This is a genomic window from Ulvibacterium sp. (genome assembly GCF_028285715.1).
In the GTDB taxonomy this organism is placed as follows: Bacteria; Bacteroidota; Bacteroidia; order Flavobacteriales; family Flavobacteriaceae; genus Ulvibacterium.
This window is the reverse complement of record NZ_JANQOO010000006.1, coordinates 1-18,816: the sequence shown is the minus strand read 5'-3', so window position 1 is coordinate 18,816 and position 18,816 is coordinate 1. Positions and strand designations below refer to the sequence as shown.

Here is an 18,816-nt window from a genome sequence, read left to right as displayed (position 1 = left end):
GATAGGAGAATATTGCGGGAGTAGCTCAGTTGGTAGAGCGTCAGCCTTCCAAGCTGAATGTCGCCGGTTCGAACCCGGTCTCCCGCTCAAAGAAAAGCTGAGTTGACGTTTGTGGTTTTAGAGCCGAAACTTTAAACTTTGAACCTGCCCGACGGTCAGGCGGGCCTGAAACCCATTAAGCCGGCGTAGCTCAGGGGTAGAGCGTTTCCTTGGTAAGGAAGAGGTCACGAGTTCAAATCTCGTCGTTGGCTCAATAAAAATATAATTGTACACTAATATATAACTAAGATTAAATTCATTTAAAAATGGCAAAGGAAACTTTTGATCGTTCCAAACCGCACTTAAATATAGGTACTATTGGACACGTGGATCACGGTAAAACTACATTGACTGCCGCTATTACAACCGTATTGGCAAATGCAGGGCTTTCTGAAATTAGAAGTTTCGATTCTATCGACAACGCTCCTGAAGAGAAAGAAAGGGGTATCACCATTAATACATCACACGTAGAATATCAAACGGCCAATCGTCACTATGCACACGTGGACTGTCCAGGTCACGCGGATTACGTGAAGAACATGGTAACAGGTGCTGCCCAGATGGATGGTGCCATATTGGTGGTTGCCGCTACAGATGGTCCTATGCCACAAACTCGTGAGCACATCCTTTTGGGGCGTCAGGTAGGTATTCCAAGAATCGTGGTTTTCATGAACAAAGTGGATATGGTGGATGATGACGAACTTATAGAATTGGTCGAAATGGAAGTAAGGGAATTGCTTTCTTTCTATGAGTACGATGGTGACAATGGTCCTGTAATTGCAGGTTCGGCTTTGGGTGCCTTGAACGGAGAGCAAAAATGGGTCGATACTGTTATGGAATTGATGGAAGCGGTAGACTCTTGGATCGAATTGCCGAAAAGGGATGTGGATAAGGATTTCTTAATGCCTGTTGAAGATGTATTCACCATTACCGGTCGTGGTACTGTGGCTACCGGTCGTATTGAAACCGGTGTGGCAAACACAGGAGATCCGGTAGAAATTATCGGAATGGGTGCCGAGAAATTAACTTCTACCATTACTGGTGTTGAGATGTTCCGTAAAATTTTGGATAGGGGTGAAGCGGGTGACAATGTGGGTATCCTTTTGAGAGGTATCGAGAAATCCGATATCAAAAGAGGAATGGTAATCTGTAAGCCAGGTTCTGTAAAGCCTCACGCCAAATTTGAAGCTGAGGTCTATATCCTAAAGAAAGAAGAAGGTGGGCGTCATACTCCATTTCATAACAACTATCGTCCACAATTCTATGTAAGGACTACGGATGTTACGGGTAACATTAACCTTCCTGACGGAGTTGAGATGGTTATGCCAGGGGATAACCTTACGATTACTGTTGATTTGATTCAGGCAATCGCTTTAAATGTCGGTCTTCGTTTCGCCATCCGTGAAGGTGGTAGAACCGTTGGTGCCGGACAGGTGACCAAGATATTGGATTAATCTTTTAGATAATTTATAGTGTAGGTAAAGGGTGTTCCACGTTTAGTGGGACACCTTTCCCTGCAATTATAAAAGGGTGTAGCTCTCCCGATAGTTATCGGGAAGAAAAGCACCATAGAAACGGGTGTAGCTCAGTTGGTAGAGCACTGGTCTCCAAAACCAGGTGTCGGGAGTTCGAGTCTCTCCTCCCGTGCAAAATAAAATGGATAGTTAACGAGGCGAGAAACCTGTCCCATGTTCAAACGACGGGGGTCTCTTCTCCCGTGAAGGATAAAAGAAGAAGTATGTTGACATATATCAAGGAATCTATTGAAGAACTAAGGAATAATGTGACCTTGCCTTCTAGGGCAGAATCCTCGAACCTAATGGTGGTGGTGGCTGTTTTTTCCATTCTTTTTGCCTTGGCCACTTGGGGAGTGGACACAGTCTTCAGCAAATTGATTCAATTGTACTTCAATAAAATTCTAAATTAAAAGGGTCGCCATGTCGGAAGTATTGGAAAAAAAGTGGTATGTGGTAAGAGCGGTCAGTGGTCAGGAAAACAAGATCAAAGGCTACATTGAAAGCGAAGTGGAGCGTCATGGATTTTCGGACTATTTGGAAGATGTTTTAGTACCTACCGAGAAGGTTATCCAAATCCGTAATGGGAAAAAGATAAATAAAGAAAGGGTTTATTTTCCGGGTTATATAATGATCAAGGCCAATTTGGGTGGGGAGATGATACATATAATTCGCTCCATTACCAATGTTATAGGATTTTTGGGTGAAACAAAAGGAGGTGATCCCGTACCCTTGCGTAAGTCCGAGGTAAACCGAATGTTAGGAAAAGTAGACGAGCTGGCCGTAAATACGGATAGTGTGGCCATACCCTTTGTCCATGGGGAAACGGTTAAGGTTATCGATGGGCCGTTTAATGGGTTCAATGGAACCGTAGAGAAGATAAACGAGGAAAAGCGTAAGCTTGAGGTTATGGTTAAGATTTTCGGAAGAAAAACCCCATTGGAACTCAGTTATATGCAAGTTGAGAAGATATAAAGAAAAATTGTTACATATTTAAAAGTTGTGTTGCTTCCAATTAACACGCTTTCAATTTAATTTTAGACAATGGCAAAAGAAGTAGGTAAAGTAGTTAAACTACAAGTTAGGGGAGGTGCTGCGAATCCATCGCCACCGGTTGGACCCGCCTTAGGTGCTGCCGGCGTTAACATCATGGAGTTCTGTAAACAGTTCAATGCCAGGACACAGGACAAACCAGGCAAAGTATTGCCAGTTGTTATCACCGTATACAAGGACAAATCTTTCGATTTTGTTGTAAAGACACCACCAGCGGCGGTTCAATTGATGGAAGCAGCTAAGATTAAGAAAGGATCTGGCGAACCTAACCGAGTTAAATTAGGTAGTGTAACCTGGGACCAAATCAAGGTAATCGCCGAAGATAAAATGGTGGACCTTAATGCCTTCACGGTAGAATCCGCAATGAGTATGGTAGCGGGTACCGCAAGATCAATGGGTATGAAGGTTTCAGGGAAAAGACCTTTTTAAATCTTTAAAAAGCAACTGAAATGGCAAAATTGACAAAAAAGCAAAAGGAAGCCCACGCCAAAATAGACAGGGACAAGCTCTATTCCGTGGATGAGGCTTCAGCTTTGGTAAAGGAAATAACCAATACAAAATTTGACGCATCCGTTGATTTAGCGGTTCGATTGGGGGTAGATCCCAGAAAAGCCAATCAAATGGTAAGAGGGGTGGTTACCCTACCTCATGGTACCGGTAAGGATGTCAAGGTCTTGGCTTTGGTGACACCGGATAAAGAGGCTGAAGCTCAGGAGGCTGGTGCCGATTACGTGGGATTGAACGAATATTTGGATAAGATCAAGGGCGGTTGGACAGATGTCGATGTAATTATAACCATGCCCAGTGTTATGGGAAAACTAGGTCCTTTGGGACGTGTTTTGGGGCCAAGAGGCCTAATGCCCAATCCAAAAACAGGTACGGTTACTATGGAGGTAGGCAAGGCCGTTTCCGATGTAAAGGCGGGTAAGATTGATTTTAAGGTAGACAAGACCGGTATTGTACATGCAGCTATTGGAAAGGCATCTTTTTCGGCCGATAAGATAGCAGGTAATGCCAGGGAATTATTGGATACTTTGGTAAAGCTCAAGCCAGCCGCGGCCAAAGGGGTGTATATGAAGAGCATTTACATGTCCAGTACTATGAGTCCTAGCGTACCATTGGATCCAAAAACCGTATAATTCCGCTGGGAGTTAAAAATTATTAGTATGACAAGAGAAGAAAAAGCAAACGTAATACAGGATTTAACTGCTCAGCTATCCGATAACGCTACCATTTATTTGGCTGATATATCGGGATTGAATGCCGCTGCGACCTCGGATTTGAGAAGGGCGTGTTTTAAGGCCAATGTTAAGCTATCCGTAGTTAAGAACACCTTGCTTGCCAAGGCAATGGAGGCCTCCGATAAAGAATTCGGTGAACTTCCCGAAGTTCTAAAGGGAAATACTTCATTGATGTTCTCGGAAACTGGGAACGGTCCGGCAAAACTGATTAAGAATTTCAGGAAAAAATCGGATAGACCCTTGTTGAAAGGAGCCTTTATTGAGGAGGCAATTTTTATAGGGGACGATAAGTTGGATACTCTCGTGAGTATTAAGTCCAAGGAAGAGATTATTGGGGATATTATCGGATTGTTGCAATCACCGGCGAAGAATGTTATTTCAGGTCTTAAGTCTGGTGGAGGCAAGCTCGCAGGTATCCTAAAGACCCTTTCCGAAAAAGAATAAGCACACACTAAACTAAGTATATTTTAAAATTTTATTAAACGATAGAAAAATGGCAGATTTAAAGGATTTCGCAGAACAATTGGTTAATCTTACCGTAAAAGAGGTAAACGAATTGGCCGATATATTAAAAGAAGAATACGGTATAGAGCCTGCAGCAGCGGCCGTGGCCGTAGCCGGAGGTGGCGCCGCTGGAGGTGGAGAAGCTGAGGCCGCGGAGGAAAAAACAGAATTCGACGTAATTTTGAAGGCTCCAGGAGGATCTAAGCTTGCCGTTGTAAAATTGGTCAAGGAATTGACTGGACTAGGATTAAAAGATGCTAAGGACATTGTTGATAGCGCACCTAAAGCCGTTAAGGAAGGTGTAAGTAAAGACGAAGCCGAAGGAATCAAAAAATCATTGGAAGAAGCAGGAGCAGAAGTTGAGCTTAAATAATAGCAGCGACTATAGCACATTGGTTTAGGTCTTTTCCCGTCCTTACGGGGTTAGACCTAAGCCTTTTTATACATAATACATTTTTGCGTATATGAGGGCATATACTACCTATTTATCATTCACGATCAAAATACTGTCCATAGATGTTCACAAAACAAACTGAAAGAATAAATTTTGCATCCGCTAAGAACACGCCGGAGTACCCGGATTTCTTGGACATCCAGATAAAATCTTTTCAAGATTTTTTTCAACTTGAGACCAAATCGGATGAAAGGGGCAATGAAGGTCTGTACAATACCTTTATGGAAAACTTTCCGATTACGGACACGAGGAATCAGTTCGTGCTCGAATTTTTGGATTATTTTATAGATCCTCCCAGGTATTCAATTCAAGAGTGTATTGAAAGGGGGCTTACCTATAGCGTACCCTTAAAGGCAAGATTGAAATTATACTGTACCGATCCGGAACACGAGGATTTTGAGACCATTGTACAAGATGTATATTTAGGGACAATTCCCTATATGACGCCCAGCGGTACTTTCGTAATAAATGGTGCGGAAAGAGTAGTTGTTTCACAGCTTCACCGTTCACCCGGTGTCTTTTTTGGACAGTCTTTTCATGCCAATGGCACCAAACTGTATTCGGCAAGGGTAATTCCTTTTAAAGGTTCTTGGATCGAGTTTGCTACGGATATCAATGGTGTCATGTATGCTTACATTGATAGAAAGAAAAAATTGCCGGTTACTACACTGTTTAGGGCCATTGGATTTGAGCGGGATAAGGATATCCTGGAAATTTTTGACCTTTCCGAAGAGGTAAAGGTCTCAAAAGCAGGACTAAAGAAAATTCTGGGCCGTAAATTGGCGGCAAGGGTTTTGAATACCTGGCATGAGGACTTCGTAGATGAGGATACTGGAGAAGTGGTTTCCATTGAACGGAACGAAATTGTTTTGGACCGGGATACTATTCTCGAGAAAGAACATATAGACGAGATTTTGGATACCGATGTAAAAACGATTTTGCTACATAAGGAGAACAATGCCCAGTCGGACTATGCCATTATTCACAACACCTTGCAAAAGGATCCTACCAACTCGGAAAAGGAAGCCGTAGAGCACATATACCGTCAATTGCGAAATGCGGAGCCACCCGATGAGGAAACCGCTCGTGGCATTATAGACAAATTGTTCTTCTCCGATCAGCGGTATAATCTGGGAGAGGTTGGTCGTTATCGAATGAACAAAAAGTTGGGTCTTGATATCGGAATGGACAAACAGGTCTTGACCAAGGACGATATCATTACCATTATAAAATATCTCATAGAACTCATCAATTCCAAAGCGGAAATCGATGATATAGACCACTTGTCCAACCGTCGCGTCCGTACTGTTGGGGAACAATTATCCTCTCAGTTTGGAGTAGGTTTGGCCCGTATGGCAAGGACTATTCGTGAACGGATGAACGTAAGGGACAATGAGGTATTTACCCCTATTGATTTAATCAATGCAAAGACTTTGTCCTCGGTTATTAATTCATTCTTTGGTACAAACCAATTGTCCCAGTTTATGGATCAAACGAATCCGCTGGCTGAGATAACGCATAAAAGAAGACTGTCCGCTTTAGGACCGGGAGGTCTCTCAAGGGAAAGGGCAGGATTTGAGGTACGTGATGTCCACTATACCCATTATGGAAGATTGTGCCCTATAGAAACCCCTGAAGGGCCCAATATCGGTTTGATTTCCTCACTCTCCGTTTTTGCTAAGGTTAACCCTATGGGCTTTTTGGAGACGCCGTATCGCAAGGTCGAAAATGGCAAGGTAGACACCAAGGAGTATTCGTACTTAAGTGCGGAAGAGGAAGAAGGAATGAAAATTGCGCAGGCTAACATTCCTATGAAAGAGGATGGAACGATTGACAGTGATAAGGTTATTGCACGTGAAGAGGGGGATTTCCCCGTCGTGGATCCCTCCGAAGTGAATTATACGGATGTGGCACCGAACCAGATAGCATCTATATCTGCTTCCCTAATTCCGTTTTTGGAGCATGATGATGCCAACCGGGCCCTAATGGGATCTAACATGATGCGCCAGGCCGTTCCCTTATTGAAACCACAATCGCCTATTGTTGGTACAGGATTGGAACGTCAAGTGGCTTCGGACTCCAGGGTATTGATCAATGCAGAGGGTGAAGGGGTAATAGAATATGTGGATGCTGAAAAAATCACCATCAAATATAACAGGACGGATGCCGAAAGGTTAGTAAGTTTTGATGAAGATGAAAAGACTTATGAGCTGGTCAAATTCAGAAAGACCAATCAAGGTACCAGTATCAACCTAAAGCCCATAGTAAGCAAAGGTGATAAGGTTAAAAAAGGGCAGGTCCTTTGTGAAGGCTATGCTACGGAAAATGGCGAATTGGCCTTAGGGCGTAACCTAACGGTCGCCTTCATGCCATGGAAGGGATACAACTTTGAGGATGCTATCGTGATTTCGGAAAAAGTGGTACGTGAGGACATCTTTACTTCCATCCATGTAGATGAGTATGCCCTAGAGGTAAGGGATACCAAATTAGGTGCCGAGGAATTGACCCATGATATTCCCAATGTGTCGGAAGAAGCTACCAAGGATTTGGATGAAAATGGTATGATACGCATCGGTGCAGAGGTGAAACCCGGGGACATTCTTATCGGTAAGATCACACCAAAGGGGGAATCCGACCCTACACCGGAAGAGAAGCTACTTCGGGCTATTTTTGGGGATAAGGCCGGTGATGTAAAGGACGCCTCTTTAAAGGCCTCACCATCCCTTACCGGAGTTGTCATTGATAAGAAGTTGTTCTCGCGGTCTATTAAAGATAAGCGGAAACGTTCAGAGGACAAAGAGGCCATTTCCAATTTGGAGATGGAATACGAAGTGAAATTTCAACAACTAAAGGATATTTTAGTTGAGAAACTGTTCTCTTTGATCAGTGGAAAGACATCTCAAGGGGTTTTGAACGATTTGGGTGAAGAAGTTTTGCCAAAGGGCAAAAAGTATACCGTAAAGATGTTGAATGCCGTGGATGACTTTGCACATTTGGTTGGAGGAAGCTGGACAACGGATAAAGAGACCAATGCATCGGTCGCCGACTTGCTTCACAATTATAAGATTAAATTGAACGATCTTCAAGGAAACCTGAGAAGGGACAAATTCACCATTTCCGTAGGAGATGAACTTCCTGCGGGTATCATGAAGTTGGCCAAGGTTTACATCGCTAAGAAGCGAAAGCTTAAGGTTGGCGATAAAATGGCGGGGCGTCACGGTAACAAGGGTATTGTTTCCAGAATAGTACGTCAGGAGGACATGCCTTTCTTGGAGGATGGAACCCCTGTAGATATTGTATTGAATCCACTTGGGGTACCATCACGTATGAACATTGGACAGATTTACGAAACTGTTCTTGGATGGGCCGGTCTTAAATTGGGCAAAAAATATGCAACCGCTATTTTTGACGGAGCCACGTTGGATGAAATCAACAGTTATACAGATGAAGCCGGTATTCCGCGATTTGGCCATACCTATCTTTTTGATGGAGGCACAGGGCAACGATTTGATCAGCCCGCCACCGTTGGGGTCATTTACATGTTAAAATTAGGCCATATGGTGGACGATAAGATGCATGCGAGATCAATAGGACCTTATTCCTTGATTACGCAACAACCTTTGGGTGGAAAGGCCCAATTTGGAGGCCAACGTTTTGGGGAGATGGAAGTATGGGCCCTAGAAGCCTATGGAGCTTCCGCTACCCTGCGGGAAATATTGACGGTTAAATCCGATGACGTTATTGGTAGGGCAAAGACCTACGAATCTATCGTAAAGGGTGAGACCATGCCAGAACCTGGATTACCAGAATCCTTTAACGTATTGATGCACGAACTGAAAGGTTTGGGTCTGGATATACGCTTGGAGGAATAAGTAAATCGATGTTACGATTTTAGAACACACATTTTAATTTAGTATCACCATATATTATGGCTAGAATAAAAGACAATAACCCAGTAAAAAGGTTTGATAAGATTTCAATCGGATTGGCTTCACCAGAGGCAATTTTGGCGGAGTCCAGGGGAGAAGTCCTCAAACCTGAAACCATCAACTACAGAACGCACAAGCCAGAACGTGACGGACTTTTTTGTGAGCGTATCTTTGGCCCTGTAAAGGATTACGAATGTGCCTGTGGTAAATACAAACGTATTCGTTATCGCGGTATTGTTTGTGATCGTTGTGGTGTGGAGGTTACCGAGAAAAAAGTTCGCCGGGATCGGGTAGGGCATATCAACTTAGTAGTACCTGTGGCCCACATCTGGTATTTCCGTTCTTTACCCAATAAGATAGGATATCTATTGGGTCTTCCTTCAAAGAAGCTGGATATGATTATCTACTACGAAAGATACGTAGTAATCCAACCTGGTATTGCTAAAGGACCTGAAGGAGAGGAAATCCAAAAAATGGATTTCTTAACAGAGGAAGAATATCTGAACATAGTAGAAGAACTGCCTCAGGAAAATCAATATTTAGAGGATTCCGATCCCAACAAGTTTATTGCAAAAATGGGAGCGGAGTGTTTGATCGATCTTTTGGCCCGGATCGATTTAAAGGAGTTATCCTATGAACTTCGACATAAGGCCAATACCGAAACTTCAAAACAGCGCAAAACCGAAGCACTTAAAAGACTTCAGGTTGTTGAGGCCCTAAGGGAATCCCAGGATAATAGGGAAAATAAACCGGAATGGATGATAATGAAAGTGATTCCTGTTATTCCTCCCGAATTACGTCCATTGGTTCCATTGGATGGAGGTCGTTTTGCCACTTCGGATTTGAATGACTTGTATCGAAGGGTAATTATACGAAACAATCGTTTGAAGAGGTTGGTGGAAATCAAGGCTCCTGAAGTGATTCTTAGAAATGAGAAGCGTATGCTACAGGAAGCCGTCGATTCTCTTTTCGACAATACGAGAAAGGCATCCGCCGTTAAAACCGAATCCAACAGGCCCTTAAAGTCCCTTTCCGATTCCCTTAAGGGAAAACAGGGGCGTTTCCGACAAAACCTTTTGGGTAAACGAGTGGATTACTCCGCACGTTCGGTAATCGTGGTCGGACCCGAAATGAAATTGTATGAATGTGGTCTTCCAAAGGATATGGCTGCCGAATTGTACAAGCCTTTTGTAATCCGTAAACTGATAGAAAGGGGTATTGTCAAGACCGTCAAGTCTGCTAAAAAGATTATCGATAAGAAAGAACCTGTGGTTTGGGATATCTTGGAAAATGTACTGAAAGGTCATCCAGTGCTTTTGAATAGGGCTCCTACCTTGCACCGTTTAGGTATTCAGGCATTTCAGCCAAAACTTATTGAAGGTAAGGCGATTCGTCTGCACCCATTGGTATGTACCGCTTTTAATGCGGATTTTGATGGAGACCAGATGGCGGTTCATTTACCCTTGGGTCCAGAGGCTATATTGGAGGCCCAGTTATTGATGCTGGCCTCACATAATATCTTGAATCCGGCAAACGGTTCACCTATTACCGTACCTTCCCAGGATATGGTATTGGGTCTATATTATATGACCAAGGAGAGAAAGTCTACTCCCGAGGTTCCCGTAAAAGGTGAGGGACTCACTTTCTACTCGGATGAAGAAGTGGAAATCGCTTTTAATGAAGGTAAAGTAGACCTTAATGCCGGTATAAAAGTAAGGACCAAGGATTTCAATGACGAAGGGGAGTTGGTCAACCAAATTGTAGAAACTACCGTAGGTAGGGTACTCTTTAACATGGAGGTGCCAGAACAGGCCGGATATGTGAATAGTGTCTTGAACAAAAAGGCCTTGAGGGACATCATCGGAAAGATTCTTGCGGTAACTGATGTTCCCACAACGGCTGAATTCTTGGACAAGATCAAGACCATGGGATACGAGTTTGCCTTCAAGGGTGGACTTTCATTTAGCTTGGGAGACATTATTATCCCACAGGAAAAACATGAAATGATCGACGATGCCAATGGTCAGGTCGATGCCATTATGGCCAATTATAACATGGGACTGATTACTAATAACGAACGTTATAATCAGGTAATTGATGTTTGGACATCCACCAATGCCATGTTGACCGAATTGGCCATGAAGCGTATCCGAGAAGACCAACAAGGGTTTAACTCAGTGTATATGATGCTGGATTCCGGTGCTAGGGGTTCTAAGGAACAGATACGTCAGCTTACTGGAATGCGCGGATTAATGGCAAAACCAAAGAAATCGACAGCCGGAGGTGGGGAAATTATCGAAAATCCAATTCTGTCCAACTTTAAGGAAGGCTTGTCAATCTTGGAATACTTCATATCCACGCACGGTGCACGTAAAGGGTTGGCGGATACCGCCTTAAAAACTGCCGATGCGGGCTACTTGACAAGGCGTTTGGTCGATGTATCCCAGGATGTGATTGTGACTATTGAAGACTGTGGTACGCTTAGAGGTATTGAAGTCACCCCATTGCGTAAGAATGAGGAAATTGTGGAGACGCTAGGGGAACGAATTCTTGGTAGGGTATCCCTACATGACGTTTACAACCCTTTGAATGAGGAATTGCTTCTGGAAGCAGGTAAGGAAATCAAGGAAGCCGATGTTAAAAAGATTGAGGCTTCTCCAATTGAAAAGGTAGAAGTACGTTCTCCGTTGACTTGTGAAGCACCCAAGGGAATCTGCGTGTTATGTTATGGAAGAAACCTTTCTACCAACAAAATGGTGCAACGCGGCGAGGCCGTTGGTGTTGTGGCCGCTCAATCCATTGGGGAGCCTGGAACACAGTTGACCCTGCGGACTTTCCATGTGGGAGGTATTGCCGGCAATATTTCCGAGGATAATAAACTTGAGGCCAAATTTGATGGGCTTGTAGAAATTGAGGACTTAAGGACGGTTAAAGGTAAGGATAGTGAAGGTAAGGCTGCGGAAATTGTAATTTCAAGGACCTCCGAAATAAAGATTGTCGATACCAAGACTGGAATAACCTTAAGTAACAATAACATTCCTTATGGTTCCCAATTGTTCATAAAAAATGGGGCAAACGTTAAAAAGGGAGAGGTTATTTGCCAATGGGATCCCTATAACGGCGTCATTGTTTCGGAATTCCCAGGTAAGATTGCCTACGAGAATATTGAGCAAGGTGTTACGTACCAGGTAGAAATCGATGAACAAACAGGTTTCCGGGAAAAGGTTATTTCCGAATCCCGAAACAAAAAATTGATTCCTACCTTATTGATTAAAAATGATAAGGATGAGGTTTTACGTTCGTACAACCTACCCGTTGGCTCCCATATTATGGTAGATGATGGGGATAAGATTCAAGAGGGTAAAATCTTGGTAAAAATTCCACGTAAATCGGCCAAGGCCGGTGATATCACTGGAGGACTTCCTAGGGTGACCGAGTTGTTCGAGGCCAGAAACCCCTCAAATCCCGCAGTTGTATCCGAGATTGATGGCGTAGTTTCCTTTGGCAAGATCAAAAGGGGTAATCGGGAGATTATTATAGAATCCAAATTGGGCGAGGTCAAGAAGTATTTGGTAAAATTATCCAATCAGATTTTGGTCCAGGAGAACGATTACGTCCGTGCAGGTATGCCATTATCCGACGGATCTATTACACCAGAGGATATTCTGGCCATAAAGGGCCCATCCGCTGTACAGCAATACTTAGTAAATGAAGTACAGGAGGTGTACCGTTTGCAAGGGGTTAAGATAAATGACAAACACTTTGAAGTAGTAGTACGGCAAATGATGCGAAAAGTTCGGATTGAGGATCCGGGGGATACGATTTTCCTTGAGAATCAGTTGGTTCACAAGTCGGACTTCATTGAAGAGAATGATGATATTTTTGGCAAAAAGGTGATTACGGATGCAGGAGAGTCCGAAACGCTAAAGGCAGGTCAAATAGTTACAGCCCGTGAGATGAGGGATGAAAATAGTATCCTAAGGCGTGCGGACAAAACTCTGGTGGAAGCCAGGGATGCGGTAGCCGCTACGGCTACACCTATCCTTCAAGGAATTACAAGGGCGTCCTTGCAGACCAAGTCCTTTATTTCCGCAGCTTCCTTCCAGGAAACGACGAAAGTGTTGAACGAAGCTGCTGTTAGCGGTAAGGTAGATACTTTAGAGGGATTGAAGGAAAACGTAATCGTTGGACACAAGATTCCGGCAGGTACGGGAATGCGAGACTATGAAAACATCATCGTGGGATCTAAGGAGGAATACGATGAAATTATGGCTCGTAAGGAAGCTTTGAAATTCTAACATCAAAAACCCTCGGTACATGTATCGAGGGTTTGTTTTTTAAGGTCATGAACGAAAAAGAACAAAAACAAAAGCAAATTAATATAGAGTTGGACGAGAAAATGGCCGAAGGAACCTATTCCAACTTGGCCATTATCAATCATTCCATTTCTGAATTTGTGGTCGATTTTATAAGTATGATGCCCGGTTCGCCTAAAGCAAAGGTTAAAAGTAGGATTATACTAACCCCGCAGCATGCAAAAAAATTTCTAAAGGCCCTCAATGATAACGTAAACCGTTTTGAAAAGGCACACGGCACAATAAAGGACTATGAACAACCTCCAATTCCCATTAATTTTGGGCCTACGGGAGAAGCATAAAAGAGGCTACCTTTTGGTAGCTTTTTTTAGTAGTTTTTGGTTTTAGGACAACCAACCTTTTTGAATTCCCTTATTGGTAAATAAAATAAACAAAATTCCCGCAATCACTACCAAAGTTGGCATAGTGTATGAATTGGGAAATACTTCCGGTGCATTTTGAATAAAAAGCCAGTTGACAAATTGGGCTAGCATTGCTACCAAGGAAGTAATAAACATAGGTTTTGCCCATTTTTTTCGCATTATTAAACCAACTGAAGCCAGCGTTCCAGAAATTGTGGCTATGGCGAAAGCTATGGTAGCCCATATAGGCATTGCCTCAAAAAGCTCTCGCTGCTCTTGATTTAGAGTTTCTAAAATGGTTACTTGGTTAAATGTGGAATTGTAAAAGTTAAATAATCCAAATAAATTCCATAAAAGTGCGAAAGCACTCACCACCCAAAACCAAACTGGAGGTTTTACTGAAGTCATCATAACGGTATGTAGAATTGGTTATTTACAAGCAATGTACAAAAAAAGTATCTACCGAAAGATACGGGTGTTTCAGGTATAATCTAGCCATGAATTATGAGTGCGACATCCCAAGGGGTTTCATTTTCAGCTACCTAATTGACCATTTTCACCAAATTCTTCGGCCATGGGTCATTGAATTCATAACCATTTTTCCAAAGTTCTATTTCCTCATTGGTAAGAAAACAAGACTTTAAGGCATTGGTAAATCGGTCAACTTGAGTTTTGTCACCGATTACAGTAAGGTCACAATGACGATCCCCAAAACGGCCAGATTCCCTTGAGAGTCTTTCTTCCAGAAGTTTTATCTCCATTTCCGAAAGCCCGTTATGCTCATCTTCAATGATTCCCGATATCCAGGATCCGATAATTTCCAAGCTAATGCTACCCGCTGCTTGATTCCACAATAGTGAATGTTTATCCCTACTAGCAAGCCAGAAGAATCCCTTACTTCGATAAATTCTCTTGTCGAGGTATTGATGACAAATTTCCCAAAGCCGCTGTGGATGAAATGGTCTATCATCTTTAATCACCCTGGTGGCCAAATCATAAGGCCTATCATTCTCCTCTTCGGCCATTAGCACAGGTTGTAGCTCCTCAACCAATTGGGCCACCCTAAAGTAATCATACTCCTGCAGTTCCAATAAAGCCTCGATTTGAAGTTTGCCGAAATGAACGGAATGCGTGGATATAAAGGGGTTTATTTTTTGGATATAGGATGCAATATGCGGTAGTCTGTCTTCTTCGATACGATCAGCTTTGGTAAGGAGAAGATGACTGCAAAATAAAATCTGTTCTACCAATAAGTTCACCATATTCCTTCTATTATGAACAAGATTGTTTTGCATTTTGGATACTAGACTTTCGCCATAATTGTAATCATGGGCTAACATTAGGCTATCTACCAATGCAAAGACTCCGGTCAGTTGAACCTGAAGGTGATTCTCAAAATAATTTATAAGGGGCATAGGATGGCAACTTCCTGAAGTCTCAATGATAATCAATTCCGGATTTTGATTTGATAGCAATTTTTTAAGTGATTTATCGAGTTCCTTTATACCCTTTTTACTGCTAAGTACACAAGAGTGAATGGACTCCAGAATGCTGCGATCCTCCTCAACCACATCCGTTGTCCCAAGTAACTCCCCGTCTACGTCTAGTTCACTCATGTCATTGACAATGGCGCAAACGGGTATATTCTTCGTTTTGGACTGTGATAGAAGATTTCTAAAAAGTGTTGTTTTGCCAGATCCTAGAAATCCGTTGAGAATGACAACCGGAACCCTTCTTAATACGTTCATTAAACAAATAGTTGTTAGAAGTAGAATGGAACTATACCAAATCAGCATCGCCCGCTATCTCCATACTAGCTCTAGGTATAATCTTTTTTTGATTTTTCAAAAATGCAACAGTATGGTAAAATTAGCTTTTATTCACTCTAAGTGCAATTAAGTTGCGTTTATAAATGAAGTATTTGAAAAAGAAAGCCACTTGAAAAAGCAAGGGTATCTCCTTGCTTTGGTAAAACCCATTAGTATTATCCATAGGACATATTCGCTCATTCGAACTCGGAGGTAAAATGTAACTTGACCGATGGATACTTCTGTTGCGTCATCTGTAGGGAAAATTGAGAATCGGCCAAGAAGACCTCTTGGCCTCTTTTATCCTTTGCCAAAAATTTTTGCTTTACCCTACGAAACTCCATAAATTCTTCACTTTTGGAATTTCTGGGATCTATCCAACACGCCTTGTGCACCGGAAAGTTCTCATAAGTACATTTGGCTCCATATTCATGTTCCAGACGATACTGAATAACTTCAAATTGAAGTGCTCCCACGGTACCGATTACCTTACGATTATTGATTTCAAGGGTAAACAATTGCGCAACTCCCTCATCCATTAGCTGATCTATGCCCTTGTTCAATTGTTTGGCCTTCATCGGATCCGCGTTATTGATGTAACGGAAATGTTCAGGGGAAAAACTCGGAATTCCCTTGTAATGCAGACTTTCACCTTCGGTCAAGGTATCACCTATTTTAAAATTCCCGGTATCATGTAGGCCAACAATATCTCCCGGGTACGAAATATCCACTATTTCCTTCTTTTCTGCAAAAAAGGCATTGGGACTGGAAAATTTTAACTTTTTGCCATGGCGGACATGCAAATAGGGTCTGTTGCGTTCAAAAGTACCTGAAACAATCTTTATAAATGCTAGACGATCCCGGTGTTTCGGATCCATATTGGCATGGATTTTGAAAACAAATCCGGTCATGTTCGGTTCAAAGGCATCCACCAAACGTTCCTCCGCCAGTTTGGCCCTAGGGGAGGGTGCAATTTCCACAAAACAGTCCAGCAGCTCCCGCACTCCAAAATTGTTTAGGGCAGATCCAAAAAAAACAGGTTGTTGGTTCCCTTCCAAATACTTTTCCTTACTGAAACTCGGATAAACGCCCTGTGCGAGTTCCAGGTTATCCCGTAATGTTTTTGCCGCTTCGCTTCCAATAATAGTCTCCAGTTGGGGATTTCCAAGATCGTTGAAAGCTATGGTATCCTCAATATTCTTCTTACTATCGCCACTGAAAAGATTAATGTTTTTTTCATAGATATTATATATACCCATGAAATCATATCCCATGCCAATGGGGAAACTAAGTGGCGTTACGGATAGGCCTAACTTCAATTCAAGTTCATCCAAAAGATCGAAGGCATCTTTGCCCTCCCTATCCAATTTATTGATAAAGACAATAATCGGAATTTTTCGCATCCGGCATACTTCCACTAGTTTTTCCGTCTGTTCCTCTACGCCTTTGGCCACATCTATTACCACTATGACGCTATCCACGGCAGTCAGTGTCCTAAAGGTATCCTCGGCAAAATCTTTGTGACCCGGGGTGTCCAATATATTTATCTTTTTGTCCTTATATAAGAAGGCCAATACTGATGTAGCTACCGAGATTCCGCGCTGTCGTTCAATTTCCATGAAATCACTGGTAGCGGACTTTTTTATTTTGTTACTCTTTACGGCGCCTGCTTCTTGGATGGCACCACCAAAAAGAAGTAGTTTTTCCGTGAGGGTGGTCTTTCCGGCATCTGGATGGGATATTATGCCAAATGTCCGCCGCTTTTGGATTTGGGTCTTAAAACTCATTTGAAAAATTTCGGCAAAAGTAAGGTAAAAATGATGGGTTATTCATTATTTCGTCTTTTTTAGGGCCAAGGGGTCCGCATACTTTTGGACGGTTATGGTTGTTTAGGTAAAAACCGAGTCCTAAATACATTTTTGTCGATGAACTACAGAAATAACCGATTTTCATCAACAAAGTAATCTTTTTGTTTAAGGTTCAACGTATCTAGATAGTGATTGGGCATATCATATTTTTGCGTTTTACCGAATAAACATGTTATTAAAAGATATTACGTATTGATTGCTTCCCAAACAATTTGATGATCTAATTTTTAGATATATCTTGCATGGATATTATATTTAGAACAACCCCGAAAATCTTAACATTTTTGAATTCCTACGGCCATGGTGATTAGTTTAAAATAGAAAACTATCATTTATGGAAAATACTACTTTCTTAAAAAGGGAAAATAAGTTTGTCTTGACTTTAAGTCTAGCCATGATTTTTCTTTTGGAACCACTTACTTTTTCCTTTGCCAAGCCCAATTCGTATTTCGAGTCTTCAATGTTCATCTTTACAGATACTGATGGGGACAATGTTCATGATTCCGAAGATGTGGATGATGATGGAGATGGGATTATAGATACCATAGAAGACCAGAATGAGGATGGGGACAATGACCATACAACTAATCCTACGGATACAGATGGGGACGGTATCCCGGACTATTTGGATATCGACTCGGACAATGACGGTATTCTGGATAATATTGAGGCACAGACTACCTCTGGCTACATTGCTCCCTGTGGAATTGACTCAGATGGGAACGGTTTGGACGATCATTACGAAGAAACTCCAGGCAGTTGTAACGGTTTAACTCCAATTGATACGGACGGTGATCATATCCCGGACTATTTGGATATCGACTCGGACAATGACGGTATTCTGGATAATATTGAGGCACAAACCACTTCTGGCTATATTGCTCCTTGTGGAATTGACTCGGATGGGAACGGATTGGACGACCATTATGAAAGCCATCCGGGAGGAGGAGAGGGTATAACACCTGTAGACACGGATCATGATCAACATCCTGATTTCAGGGATATAGATTCGGACAATGACGGTATTCTGGATAATATTGAGGCACAAACCACTTCTGGCTACATTGCTCCTTGTGGAATTGACTCGGATGGGAACGGATTGGACGACCATTATGAAAGCCATCCAGGAGGAGGAGAGGGTATAACACCTGTAGACACGGATCATGATCAGCATCCAAATTTCAGGGACATTGACTCCGATGATGATGGCATTCCCGACAATGTAGAAGGTCAGACCACTTCCGGTTACATTCCTCCAACCGGTCATGACGACGATATGGATGGATTGGATAACGCTTACGAAGGAAGTGGTAATGAAGGAATCCACCCTGTGAACACAGACGGCGCGGACGATCCGGACTATCTTGACGAGGACACTGACAACGACCTGGTGCCGGACAACAACGAGGGTAACGACTTCGACTTCGACGGAGTACCCGACCAGACCTATACGGGCACCGATACGGACGGCGACGGTCTCGACGATGGCTACGAGGGCGGCGACGTGGACGACGGCTTCGACGTGAACGACGAGATCGACGACCCGGCGAACGACCTTCCCGATACCGATGGTACGGAGGACGTGAACTATCGCGACGTTGACGACGACGGCGACGGCATCGATACCCCCGACGAGGACGCCGACGGGGACGGCGACCCTACCGACGACGACACTGACGATGACGGCAC

13 protein-coding genes, 3 tRNA genes and 1 pseudogene are annotated in these 18,816 nt (G+C 42.9%); 14 read left to right on the top strand and 3 right to left on the bottom strand.

Annotation, left to right across the window (positions count from 1 at the left end; genetic code table 11):
* The first annotated feature begins 14 nt into the window (after positions 1-14).
* The 13 genes from Q0993_RS01875 to Q0993_RS01815 all read left to right on the top strand — a co-directional run bounded on the left by Q0993_RS01875 (position 15) and on the right by Q0993_RS01815 (position 13,391).
* A tRNA-Gly gene (locus tag Q0993_RS01875) sits at positions 15-87 on the top strand.
* Positions 88-179: 92 nt separating this feature from the next.
* Positions 180-251, top strand: a tRNA-Thr gene (locus Q0993_RS01870).
* 54 nt (positions 252-305) lie between these two features.
* Positions 306-1,493 (top strand): elongation factor Tu, encoded by a 1,188-nt coding sequence (gene tuf, locus Q0993_RS01865; RefSeq protein ID WP_299529265.1) that lies wholly within the window; start codon positions 306-308, stop codon positions 1,491-1,493.
* 120 nt (positions 1,494-1,613) lie between these two features.
* Positions 1,614-1,686: transfer RNA gene (locus Q0993_RS01860), tRNA-Trp, on the top strand.
* Positions 1,687-1,777: 91 nt separating this feature from the next.
* The gene (secE, locus tag Q0993_RS01855) at positions 1,778-1,966 is read left to right on the top strand and encodes a preprotein translocase subunit SecE (RefSeq protein WP_299529263.1); all 189 of its coding nucleotides are present in this window, start codon (positions 1,778-1,780) and stop codon (positions 1,964-1,966) included.
* A gap of 10 nt (positions 1,967-1,976) precedes the next feature.
* On the top strand, positions 1,977-2,528 hold the full coding sequence (gene nusG, locus Q0993_RS01850) for a transcription termination/antitermination protein NusG (RefSeq protein ID WP_120713239.1): 552 nt from the start codon (positions 1,977-1,979) through the stop codon (positions 2,526-2,528).
* A gap of 69 nt (positions 2,529-2,597) precedes the next feature.
* Complete coding sequence (rplK, locus tag Q0993_RS01845) at positions 2,598-3,035, top strand: 50S ribosomal protein L11 (RefSeq protein ID WP_299529254.1); 438 nt, start codon at positions 2,598-2,600, stop codon at positions 3,033-3,035.
* 20 nt (positions 3,036-3,055) lie between these two features.
* Positions 3,056-3,745: a 50S ribosomal protein L1 gene (gene rplA, locus Q0993_RS01840; protein ID WP_299529252.1), complete on the top strand. Its 690-nt coding sequence runs from the start codon at positions 3,056-3,058 to the stop codon at positions 3,743-3,745.
* Between the two features lie 27 nt (positions 3,746-3,772).
* Positions 3,773-4,291: a 50S ribosomal protein L10 gene (gene rplJ, locus Q0993_RS01835; RefSeq protein ID WP_299529250.1), complete on the top strand. Its 519-nt coding sequence runs from the start codon at positions 3,773-3,775 to the stop codon at positions 4,289-4,291.
* 49 nt (positions 4,292-4,340) lie between these two features.
* On the top strand, positions 4,341-4,724 hold the full coding sequence (gene rplL / locus Q0993_RS01830; RefSeq protein WP_299529248.1) for a 50S ribosomal protein L7/L12: 384 nt from the start codon (positions 4,341-4,343) through the stop codon (positions 4,722-4,724).
* Between the two features lie 143 nt (positions 4,725-4,867).
* Positions 4,868-8,677 carry a DNA-directed RNA polymerase subunit beta gene (rpoB, locus tag Q0993_RS01825; RefSeq protein ID WP_299529246.1) on the top strand — a complete coding sequence of 1,270 codons (3,810 nt, stop codon included), beginning with the start codon at positions 4,868-4,870 and terminating at the stop codon, positions 8,675-8,677.
* A 56-nt stretch (positions 8,678-8,733) separates the two neighbouring features.
* Positions 8,734-13,032, top strand: coding sequence for a DNA-directed RNA polymerase subunit beta' (gene rpoC, locus Q0993_RS01820; protein WP_299529244.1), 4,299 nt, complete (start codon positions 8,734-8,736; stop codon positions 13,030-13,032).
* A gap of 47 nt (positions 13,033-13,079) precedes the next feature.
* Positions 13,080-13,391, top strand: a complete 312-nt coding sequence (locus Q0993_RS01815; protein ID WP_299529242.1) for a DUF3467 domain-containing protein — start codon at positions 13,080-13,082, stop codon at positions 13,389-13,391.
* Positions 13,392-13,433: 42 nt separating this feature from the next.
* Here the strand turns inward: Q0993_RS01815 and Q0993_RS01810 are convergent, their stop codons facing one another.
* The 3 genes from Q0993_RS01810 to Q0993_RS01800 form a co-directional block, all read right to left on the bottom strand.
* Positions 13,434-13,862, bottom strand: a complete 429-nt coding sequence (locus Q0993_RS01810; protein ID WP_299529240.1) for a hypothetical protein — start codon at positions 13,860-13,862, stop codon at positions 13,434-13,436.
* 131 nt (positions 13,863-13,993) lie between these two features.
* A complete protein-coding gene (locus Q0993_RS01805) occupies positions 13,994-15,199 on the bottom strand; it encodes a GTP-binding protein (RefSeq protein WP_299529238.1) in 1,206 nt (401 codons plus the stop codon).
* 257 nt (positions 15,200-15,456) lie between these two features.
* Positions 15,457-17,046 carry a peptide chain release factor 3 gene (locus Q0993_RS01800; protein WP_299529236.1) on the bottom strand — a complete coding sequence of 530 codons (1,590 nt, stop codon included), beginning with the start codon at positions 17,044-17,046 and terminating at the stop codon, positions 15,457-15,459.
* Between the two features lie 415 nt (positions 17,047-17,461).
* On the opposite strand from Q0993_RS01800, the pseudogene Q0993_RS01795 reads away from it, so the two are divergent.
* Positions 17,462-18,816 (top strand): annotated as a pseudogene (locus Q0993_RS01795) (hypothetical protein); the annotation flags it as partial.